Raw genomic sequence first — 8,158 nt, 5'->3', positions numbered from 1 at the left:
CGGCTTCAGTGGTAGCGGCATTTTCAACAACCAGGCTGTTGAGCATGGTTTCCAGTTCAGCCTGATCGACCTGACCGGTTTCGGCAATCTGTTTCACCAGTGATGCAGCCTGCACCACCGCAGCCAGTGCAATAGTGCGATCTCTCTGTCGGGGACTGATATTCATGGGTGCATTCCTGGTGCGTCTGTGCTGACGATAATACCGCCACCGAGACAATCATCTCCCTGATAGAAGACAACAGATTGTCCGGGGGTAACTGCCCGTTGTTTATGATCGAATTCAACCTGAATTAGGCCGTTTTCATCCTGGCTGATGGTGCAAGGCTGATCCGGTTGCCGATAACGCGTTTTGGCTGCAGCCCGGCAGGGGAACTCGGGAGCATGGCCGGCTACCCAGGACAGTTGTTCAGCCTTAAGATTTTGGCTCCATAACCAGGGATGGTCGCCCTGAACCACATACAAAATGCGGTTTTTCATATCTTTACCAGCGACAAACCAGGGTTCACCACTACTGTTTTTACGACCACCGATGCCCAGCCCCTGGCGCTGTCCCAGGGTGTAATACATTAAACCGGCATGTTCACCGATTTTTTCACCTTCTGGGGTTTGCATGTCTCCGGGTTGTGCCGGAATATAGCGACTTAAGAATTCACGAAAACGCCGTTCGCCGATAAAGCAGATCCCTGTGCTGTCTTTCTTGTCATGATTGATAAAACCGGCCTGTTCGGCAATCCGACGCACCTCGGTTTTAGGCAGTTCACCTAACGGGAACAAAGTACGGGATAATTGTTCCTGACCCAGCGTGTACAGAAAATAACTCTGATCTTTATTGTGATCTTTACCTTTTAGCAGGTGATATTTTCCGTCACGCTCTTCAACGCGGGCATAATGACCGGTAGCGATCAGCACACCACCGAGTTCCATCGCATGTTCGAGAAAAGCTTTGAACTTAATTTCGCGGTTACAGAGTATGTCCGGGTTGGGCGTGCGGCCGGCGCGGTATTCATTGAGAAAATGTTTGAACACATAATCCCAGTATTCCATCGCAAAATTGGCTTCATGGAAGTCGACGCCCACGGTTTCAGCCACTGACATCGCATCTTTACGATCTTCTTCAATCGTGCATTCGCTTTCATCGGCAAAATCGACCCAGTTCTTCATAAACAGGCCTTCGACTTCAGCGTGTTGCTGTTTGAGCAACAAGGCTGCAACCGATGAGTCAACACCGCCGGAAAGACCGACCACTACTTTTTTATTATCAGACATATTCAATTATGCAAAATATCAAGAGAGAAGCGATGCCCGGCCAGGTAATCCTGCAAACACGCCATTACCAGCGGGCTGCGCAATTCTGACTGTCTTGCTTCGATTTGTTCAAAATTTAACCACAAAGCCTGATGGATATCATCGTCTAACGGCTGTGATGCATCATGCTGAACTCCCTGACCGCAAAAGCAAAAGCGCATATAGGTATCGCCTTTTTGCGGATGTTGCCAGCGGTAGATACCGACCAGTGACTGTGGTTCAAACAGCCAGGCTGTTTCTTCGCGGGTTTCACGAATCACCGCCTCAATCAGGCTTTCTCCGGACTCGAGATGACCGGCGGGCTGGTTGAGCTGCATTTTGCCGTCGATCTTTTCTTCCACCATCAGAAATCGATGGTTTTGTTCGATCACGGCGGCGACGGTGGTTCGGGGTGTCCAAATCATCCAACCATTTTATCATGTCCGTTGTTGACACTGCTCGCCATTGTCCGGGCTGCAAGTTATCCAGAGTCCAGTCACCGACGGCATAGCGTATCAACCTTAGTGTCGGATGGCCGACTGCTGCAGTCATCCGCCGTACCTGTCGGTTACGGCCTTCACGGATTTTCAGTTCCAGCCATTGGGTGGGAATGGCTTTGCGTTCCCTGATAGGCGGGGTGCGGGGCCAGACTGCCGGCGGTTCAATCAAGCGTGCCTGGGCAGGCAAAGTCATACCGTCTTTCAGTTCCACACCTTGCTGCAACCGTTGCAGTGCAGCGTGATCGGGGATATGCTCGACCTGCACCCAATACGTCTTTTCCAGTTTAAAGCGTGGGTTGGCAATCTGATGTTGCAAGGGACCAGAGTCGGTCAGCAGCACCAGACCTTCACTGTCTCGATCCAGACGACCAGCCGGGTAAATACCTTCGATATCAATATAATCTTTTAATGTCTGCCGACCAGCCGTATCGGTAAATTGGGTCAAAACATCATAAGGCTTATTGAACAGGATAAGTCGGGTCATATTAGTAGCTGGCTGGTAATTGATGGTAAAATATTACATTTGTGAAATCAGGGGCGGGCCTGCGTGGCTTTTGGGCATACCCGATCAACCTGAAAGTGGCTCTGACACCGCCATTTTGAGGTTGATTGGGTATCCAGTGTACCGGAGAATGCCGTTGCCATGTTTGAAGCAACACATGGTACTGCACCAGCGCTGGCTGGTAAAAATATGGCAAATCCGTCATCATTAATATTGTCAGCAGAAATGCTATTACGTCACTTGGGCTGGACAGAGGCCGCTGATTTAGTAGTTGCTGGTGTCTCCTGGCGCTATTTCGCAATCGCAGGTTACCTGTGATTTGGCTGAAACAGTTGGCGTCGAAGCCTTAAGTTGTAGTGATTATGCTGCAGCTGTAATCCAAAATATGTGAGGAATTTTTAAATGAAAGTTGCAGAGAATAAAGTCGTTGTTATCGACTACACGCTGACAGATAATGACGGTAGCGTTATTGACAGCTCGGAAGGAGCGGGTCCGCTGGCTTATCTGCATGGCGCCGGTAATATTATTCCGGGCCTGGAAGAAGCGTTGAACGGCAAAGAAGCCGGTGATGAAGTGAAAGCCAGCATTGAACCTGCCAAAGCTTATGGCGACCGCCACGAACAACTGAAGCAGGATGTACCGCGCGAACTGTTCAGTGGTGTTGACGATGTGCAGGTTGGTATGCAGTTCCAGTCTGAGACTGAACAAGGCCCGGTGCTGGTTACTGTGGTTGACATTAAAGATGAAACAGTTACTGTAGATGGTAACCATCCGCTGGCAGGTGTTCATCTGAATTTTGATGTGACTATCCGCGAAGTACGTGAAGCCAGTGCTGAAGAATTGGAGCATGGTCATGTTCATGGTGAAGGTGGTCACCAACATTAATCGAATACCCGTTCCGCAACAGACGGGTATCCGAAGTCTAGGGAAGACGGGCATAATTGTCCGTCTTTCTGTTTGGGGACAGTCAAATGCAAAGTCTAACTACGCTGAATCGTTTGTTTGGCAAACAGGACGGGCTGAAATTTATTGACGGCCCGTCCGGCATGCCTTTAATTGATATTGCCACTTCACGCGCCACCGCAACAGTGGCGCTTTATGGTGGCCAATTGCTATCGTACAAGCCCGCAAAAGCCGAGCATGATCTGTTTTATCTCAGTAAAACGGCAATTTATCAGCAGGGTAAAGCTATCAGAGGCGGCGTACCGCTTTGCTGGCCCTGGTTTGGTGATGACCCCGGCAATCTGGGCCGGCAGGCGCACGGCTTTGCCCGCAACCTGTTCTGGGACGTGCTGGACTGTCAGCTTCATGATGATAATGCTGAAATCACCCTGGGGCTGGAAACGACAGCGACCAGCAAACAGTGGTGGCCTTGCGAGTTCAGGCTGCGCAAAAAAATCCACATCGGTGACAGTGTGAAGATTTCCCTGACTACTGAAAACAAGGGCGATATCCCGTTTACGATATCCAAGGCATTGCACAGTTATTTCCTTGTCGGCGATATCAACAAGATCCGTATTTCAGGCCTGGACGGGCTGGAATACCTCGACAAAACCGTGGGCTTTGAGCGTCGCAAACAAACCGGTGATATCACCGCGCAAGGAGAAACCGACAGGGTTTATCTCAACGCGCCTAACAAGTTACGCATCGTCGATGAAGTGTTGAATCGTCAAATCGAGATTGAACAGATAGGCGCTGAAAATGTCGTGGTCTGGAATCCGTGGGACAAGGGCGCGACCTTATGCGATATGTCAGAAAGTGATTACCAGCAGTTTATCTGTGTCGAGTCGGCTAATGCCCTTGCCAACAGCGTGATCATTGCACCTGGCGGGGCCCACAATACCAGAGTCAGCTACAAGCTCGTCGACTCCCAGGAATAGTCCCGTATCGGCACATACAATGCGAGTCTAGTCGGTTCCAATATGCCAGCCTTGCTGTGTTGTCGATTAACCTGGGGGGATACTCGATAGTGCGCCAGTACTCCGTTCACTAAAATCATCGCTGGGTGGGACTAAACACCTGGCTTTGCCTTCCACGATACACATGGGGGTATCGTGTCAATTTTTTAAGGTGGTTGTCTCTGTACGCGATTGTAGAGCAGATCTGGAATAACGAGGCCCTGTTGTGGACACTGGGGGCACTCAGCGTGTTGTCCCTGTTCGCCTCAATGGTCTTGATCCCGTTCTTGGTGGTACGCATTCCCGTTGATTATTTTTCAGAGGAAAAGCGCCATCCCCTACCATGGGCACATCGGCATGTGGTGATCCGCTGGATTGTGCTTGTCCTGAAAAATGTTATCGGCCTGTTTTTCCTCTTGCTCGGCATTGGGATGCTGTTTCTGCCGGGGCAGGGTCTGGTGACCATGTTTATCGGCATTTTGCTGCTGAATTTTCCCGGCAAGTATAGGCTGGAGCGCTGGTTGGTTCGACGGCCGTCGGTGAGAAACGCAGTAAACTGGTTGCGGCGCAGATCAGGAAGGCCACCGTTAAGATTCGATGGCCTTGAATAAACAGACTCCTTAATTGACCAGGCTTTGGATCGGGGCTGGAATGCGGCCACCGAGCCGGACAAAACGGTTTTCCTGCTTGCCCATATTGACCGCCATCACCGGACCTTCACCCAGCAGGCCGCCGAAACGCACCATGTCGCCGGCTTTTTTGCCCGGAGCCGGAATAAGGCGGGCAGCAGTGGTTTTCTTGTTGATGACGCCGATAGCCATTTCATCGGCAATGATCGCAGACAGCATTTCCGCCGAGGTATCACCCGGCACTGCTACCATGTCCAGCCCTACGGAACAGACCGCCGTCATCGCTTCAAGTTTTTCCAGGTTCAGAGTGCCGTTGGCGACGGACTCGGCAATGGTTAAGTCTTCACAGACCGGGATGAAAGCGCCGCTCAGACCACCGACATGAGAGCTGGCAAAAGCGCCGCCTTTTTTGACCGCATCATTGAGCATGGCTAGAAATGCAGTACTGCCCGGTGCACCGAAGGCCGGCAAGCCGATTGCCTCGAAAATTTCGCCCACACTGTCGTTGCGGTTGGGCGTAGGCGCCAGTGACAGATCGACAATGCCGAATGGCAGTTTCAGCAGTTGCGCCACTTCGCGGCCGACCAGTTCGCCGGCGCGAGTCAGGCGTGCGGCAGTCTGTTTGATGACATCGGCAGCGCGGCTCAAATCAATCTGACCTTCATCAGCCAGTGCTTTTTCCAGTGCTGCTTTGACGACGCCGGGACCGCTGACACCGACACTGACAACAGCATCGGGCTCACCGATGCCCAGGTAGGCGCCTGCCATGAACGGCACATCCTGCGGAATATTGGCAAACACCACCAGTTTCGCCGCTGCCAGACCATCATCCTCTGCGGTCAGTTCTGCCGCCTCTTTCACGACTTGACCCATGCGGATAATGGCATCCATATTGATCCCGGCACGGGTGCTGGCGACGTTAACCGACGCGCAGACGCGCTGGCTTTGTGTCAGGGCCTGCGGAATGGCTTCGATCAGGGCTTGGTCGCCGCGGCTCATGCCTTTTTCCACCAGCGCGCTGAAGCCGCCGATAAAGTCGACGCCAAGTTCGATAGCCGCCTTGTCCAATGTCAATGCCACTTCGACCAGCTGATCGGCACTGAACGGCGCGCCCACTACGCCAATAGGGCTGACGGCAATGCGCTTGTTAGCGACTTCAATGCCATAGCGCCGCTCGATACGGTTACAGGCTGAGACCAATTGGCCGGCATAGCCGGTGATCTTGTCGTAGATCTTGCGTTTGAACGTGTTGAGATCATCACTGACACAGTCGGTGAGATTGATGCCGACGGTAACGGTGCGCAGGTCGAGGTTTTCTTCCCTGACCATCAATAAGGTGGAGATAATGTCTTTTTCGTTGAGCATGTTGGGTTTCCTGAAAACGGCGATTAATTACTAATATTGCTCACGGATTCGAAGATCTTGCGATGTTGGATATCGATTTCTATGCCGAGGCGGCCGGCAACTGTCTGAAGCACGTCACGCAGGTCTTGCATTACGGTTGCCCGTGGCACGTCGAGTTCGAAGATCATCAGATTGTCCATCGGATTATTTCCGCCCTTGAAGATCGCCTGAATATTGGTGATATTGACACCATGGTGCGCCAGTTGGGTCGCAACTTCAGCGACGATACCGCGACGGTCAGGCCCAATGACCGAGAGGATATAGGGCTGCACCTCAGGTCTGTTTGTCTGCCATGGCGTTTCCTGTTCATTCCAGGTGTTGACATGAATGAACAGCCCCATGTCGGCACAGGCTTCTCGCAAAGCCTGCTGTAAGTCTTCGGGACGTTCCTGTTCCGGTACCGAAACCAGCAGCAGCGCGCCGAACACGGATTTCAGTAATGTCTGGCTCAAGTTTTCGATATTGCCTTCGCGGTCGTTAATTACCGTGGCGACAGCAGCCATGATGCCGGGCTGATCGCTGCCCAGAACGGATATCAGTACCTTGTTCACGATGTTTCCTTGTTTGAGTTAACACTCAGGTCCATTGTTGGCGTAGTTTATCCCGATTAATGTACAGCCACTGGATAGCAATAATCGGTATTGCCGAAATGATACGGCCTTGTTGCAGCAGTTGATAGAGCTTGTCAAATTTCATGGCACTGACGGCAATATCTTCATCTTCATGATCAAGCCCATGTATACCACCGGCCCGACTGGCATCGACCTTGCCACAAAACAGCGTCAGTAATTCCGATGTGCCCCCCGGTGAGGTGAAAAACTCATTGATTTTAATCAGTTCCTGAATTTCACAACCTGACTCTTCCACAGCTTCGCGACGGGCGACATCTTCTGCCGTTTCGCCATCTTCCATGGCACCGGCTACAATTTCCAGCAACCAGGCTTGTTCCGGTGCTTTTTGAATAGCACCAATCCGGAACTGTTCGATGATAACAACCTCGTCACGGTGTGGGTCATAGAGAATGACCGCAACACAGTTACCGCGATGAAATACTTCGCGGCTCAGCGGTGCACTCCAGCCCCCCTGGTAGAGGGTGTGTTCAACCGTATATTTTTTGACGCTGAAGAATCCTTTAAACGGTGTTTCTTCACTGATAATATTAAATTGTTTGCGGCTCATGATTATGGTGATTTAATGGCTTGGGTAGCTTGCAAAGGGGTAAATGCCTGCTCTACATCAATGCCTTTCAGCTTGCGAATCAGCGCGGTAAATACCGTATCATCCTCGGTATGCTCCAACTTCACCGGCAGGTAGTTGAGCGCAGGGGCGCACCAGAGCGTGGTTTCCCGATCTTTGGGAGCTTCACGATGACGGGTGAGCTTGACCGTTTTGATCTGGCCCATCGGTGTGGTAATGAGTTCTTCCCCGAGTACTTCAATCCGATAGGTTTTCAGCCTGCCGCCATCTGCAATCCGGTAGTCAAACTGCTTTAGTCCCTGAGCCAGATCCTGCATCAGACTGATTTGGTAGACGAGTTTATCAAGGGTCTCCGGTTCAATTTTCAGCTGCCACGGATGTTTCTGATCGTCAATGCTGGCAATGCGTTTGTTCCAGTCAAAGTCCACATGCAGGTTTTTATCTTTTTTACCGCCTTTGCGCTGATACCGGTATTGCTGCGGTTGAACCTGACCTTTAACCATGGACCAGAGACTGGTTTCTTTAATCACATCCGGTTTGAAAAACGAAAATACGCCGCTGGCCTGGCTGCTGGAAGTAAATCGCCTCAGACCGTCCTGTTCCGTAGTTAATGTGCGTTTAAGCTCACCGGCCTGAATACCGTTGAGCTTGACCTGATAATTGGCAGAGAAATCAGGAATATCCATTGCGAATGCCCCCATAGGCAGGGCCAGAAGCAGGATATAGCTGATTATTCGCAACATA

General features: G+C 51.4%; 12 protein-coding genes. 4 read left to right on the top strand and 8 right to left on the bottom strand.

Going from position 1 to position 8,158, the window contains the following annotated elements:
• From OMP95_RS10035 to OMP95_RS10020, 4 genes are all read right to left on the bottom strand, one after another.
• The coding region (locus OMP95_RS10035; RefSeq protein ID WP_266328398.1) for a DUF489 family protein at positions 1 to 166 on the bottom strand (166 nt) is incomplete at its 3' end.
• Entirely contained in the window at positions 163 to 1,266 is a 1,104-nt protein-coding gene (gene mnmA, locus OMP95_RS10030) for a tRNA 2-thiouridine(34) synthase MnmA (RefSeq protein ID WP_266328397.1), read from the bottom strand. The genes OMP95_RS10035 and mnmA, both read right to left, overlap by 4 nt.
• A gap of 2 nt (positions 1,267 to 1,268) precedes the next feature.
• Complete coding sequence (locus OMP95_RS10025; RefSeq protein WP_266328396.1) at positions 1,269 to 1,649, bottom strand: NUDIX hydrolase; 381 nt, start codon at positions 1,647 to 1,649, stop codon at positions 1,269 to 1,271.
• On the bottom strand, positions 1,570 to 2,268 hold the full coding sequence (locus tag OMP95_RS10020) for a pseudouridine synthase (RefSeq protein ID WP_266328394.1): 699 nt from the start codon (positions 2,266 to 2,268) through the stop codon (positions 1,570 to 1,572). Before OMP95_RS10020 ends, OMP95_RS10025 begins: the two co-directional genes overlap by 80 nt.
• A gap of 159 nt (positions 2,269 to 2,427) precedes the next feature.
• Between OMP95_RS10020 and OMP95_RS10015 the strand changes: the two genes are divergently transcribed.
• The 4 genes from OMP95_RS10015 to OMP95_RS10000 all read left to right on the top strand — a co-directional run bounded on the left by OMP95_RS10015 (position 2,428) and on the right by OMP95_RS10000 (position 4,795).
• Positions 2,428 to 2,604 carry an isocitrate/isopropylmalate family dehydrogenase gene (locus tag OMP95_RS10015; RefSeq protein ID WP_416234646.1) on the top strand — a complete coding sequence of 59 codons (177 nt, stop codon included), beginning with the start codon at positions 2,428 to 2,430 and terminating at the stop codon, positions 2,602 to 2,604.
• Positions 2,605 to 2,688: 84 nt separating this feature from the next.
• Entirely contained in the window at positions 2,689 to 3,171 is a 483-nt protein-coding gene (locus OMP95_RS10010) for an FKBP-type peptidyl-prolyl cis-trans isomerase (protein WP_266328392.1), read from the top strand.
• An 86-nt stretch (positions 3,172 to 3,257) separates the two neighbouring features.
• Positions 3,258 to 4,166 (top strand): D-hexose-6-phosphate mutarotase, encoded by a 909-nt coding sequence (locus OMP95_RS10005; protein WP_266328390.1) that lies wholly within the window; start codon positions 3,258 to 3,260, stop codon positions 4,164 to 4,166.
• Positions 4,167 to 4,360: 194 nt separating this feature from the next.
• Positions 4,361 to 4,795: a PGPGW domain-containing protein gene (locus OMP95_RS10000; RefSeq protein ID WP_266328388.1), complete on the top strand. Its 435-nt coding sequence runs from the start codon at positions 4,361 to 4,363 to the stop codon at positions 4,793 to 4,795.
• Between the two features lie 9 nt (positions 4,796 to 4,804).
• Here the strand turns inward: OMP95_RS10000 and OMP95_RS09995 are convergent, their stop codons facing one another.
• The 4 genes from OMP95_RS09995 to OMP95_RS09980 are packed head-to-tail and all read right to left on the bottom strand — an operon-like array spanning position 4,805 to position 8,157.
• Positions 4,805 to 6,178 (bottom strand): PFL family protein, encoded by a 1,374-nt coding sequence (locus OMP95_RS09995; protein WP_266328386.1) that lies wholly within the window; start codon positions 6,176 to 6,178, stop codon positions 4,805 to 4,807.
• A 23-nt stretch (positions 6,179 to 6,201) separates the two neighbouring features.
• Positions 6,202 to 6,768, bottom strand: coding sequence for a glycine cleavage system protein R (locus OMP95_RS09990; protein WP_266328384.1), 567 nt, complete (start codon positions 6,766 to 6,768; stop codon positions 6,202 to 6,204).
• A 25-nt stretch (positions 6,769 to 6,793) separates the two neighbouring features.
• Positions 6,794 to 7,396: an NUDIX domain-containing protein gene (locus OMP95_RS09985; protein ID WP_266328382.1), complete on the bottom strand. Its 603-nt coding sequence runs from the start codon at positions 7,394 to 7,396 to the stop codon at positions 6,794 to 6,796.
• Between the two features lie 2 nt (positions 7,397 to 7,398).
• Positions 7,399 to 8,157, bottom strand: coding sequence for a DUF3108 domain-containing protein (locus OMP95_RS09980; protein ID WP_266328380.1), 759 nt, complete (start codon positions 8,155 to 8,157; stop codon positions 7,399 to 7,401).
• Between the last annotated feature and the right edge of the window lies 1 nt (position 8,158).

Source organism: Methylophaga sp. OBS4 (genome assembly GCF_026319305.1).
In the GTDB taxonomy this organism is placed as follows: Bacteria; Pseudomonadota; Gammaproteobacteria; order Nitrosococcales; family Methylophagaceae; genus Methylophaga.
Note: the sequence above shows the minus strand (reverse complement) of the source record. Positions and strands in the feature narration are given on the sequence as shown.

What these genes read in the sequence shown, in the direction of transcription:
- OMP95_RS09980 (WP_266328380.1), bottom strand. Translation starts at nt 8,157, where the DNA reads ATGTTGCGAATAATCAGCTATATCCTGCTTCTGGCCCTGCCTATGGGG.
- OMP95_RS10020 (WP_266328394.1), bottom strand. Translation starts at nt 2,268, where the DNA reads ATGACCCGACTTATCCTGTTCAATAAGCCTTATGATGTTTTGACCCAA.
- OMP95_RS09995 (WP_266328386.1), bottom strand. Translation starts at nt 6,178, where the DNA reads ATGCTCAACGAAAAAGACATTATCTCCACCTTATTGATGGTCAGGGAA.
- OMP95_RS10025 (WP_266328396.1), bottom strand. Translation starts at nt 1,649, where the DNA reads ATGGTGGAAGAAAAGATCGACGGCAAAATGCAGCTCAACCAGCCCGCC.
- OMP95_RS10010 (WP_266328392.1), top strand. Translation starts at nt 2,689, where the DNA reads ATGAAAGTTGCAGAGAATAAAGTCGTTGTTATCGACTACACGCTGACA.
- OMP95_RS09985 (WP_266328382.1), bottom strand. Translation starts at nt 7,396, where the DNA reads ATGAGCCGCAAACAATTTAATATTATCAGTGAAGAAACACCGTTTAAA.
- OMP95_RS10005 (WP_266328390.1), top strand. Translation starts at nt 3,258, where the DNA reads ATGCAAAGTCTAACTACGCTGAATCGTTTGTTTGGCAAACAGGACGGG.
- OMP95_RS10015 (WP_416234646.1), top strand. Translation starts at nt 2,428, where the DNA reads ATGTTTGAAGCAACACATGGTACTGCACCAGCGCTGGCTGGTAAAAAT.
- mnmA (WP_266328397.1), bottom strand. Translation starts at nt 1,266, where the DNA reads ATGTCTGATAATAAAAAAGTAGTGGTCGGTCTTTCCGGCGGTGTTGAC.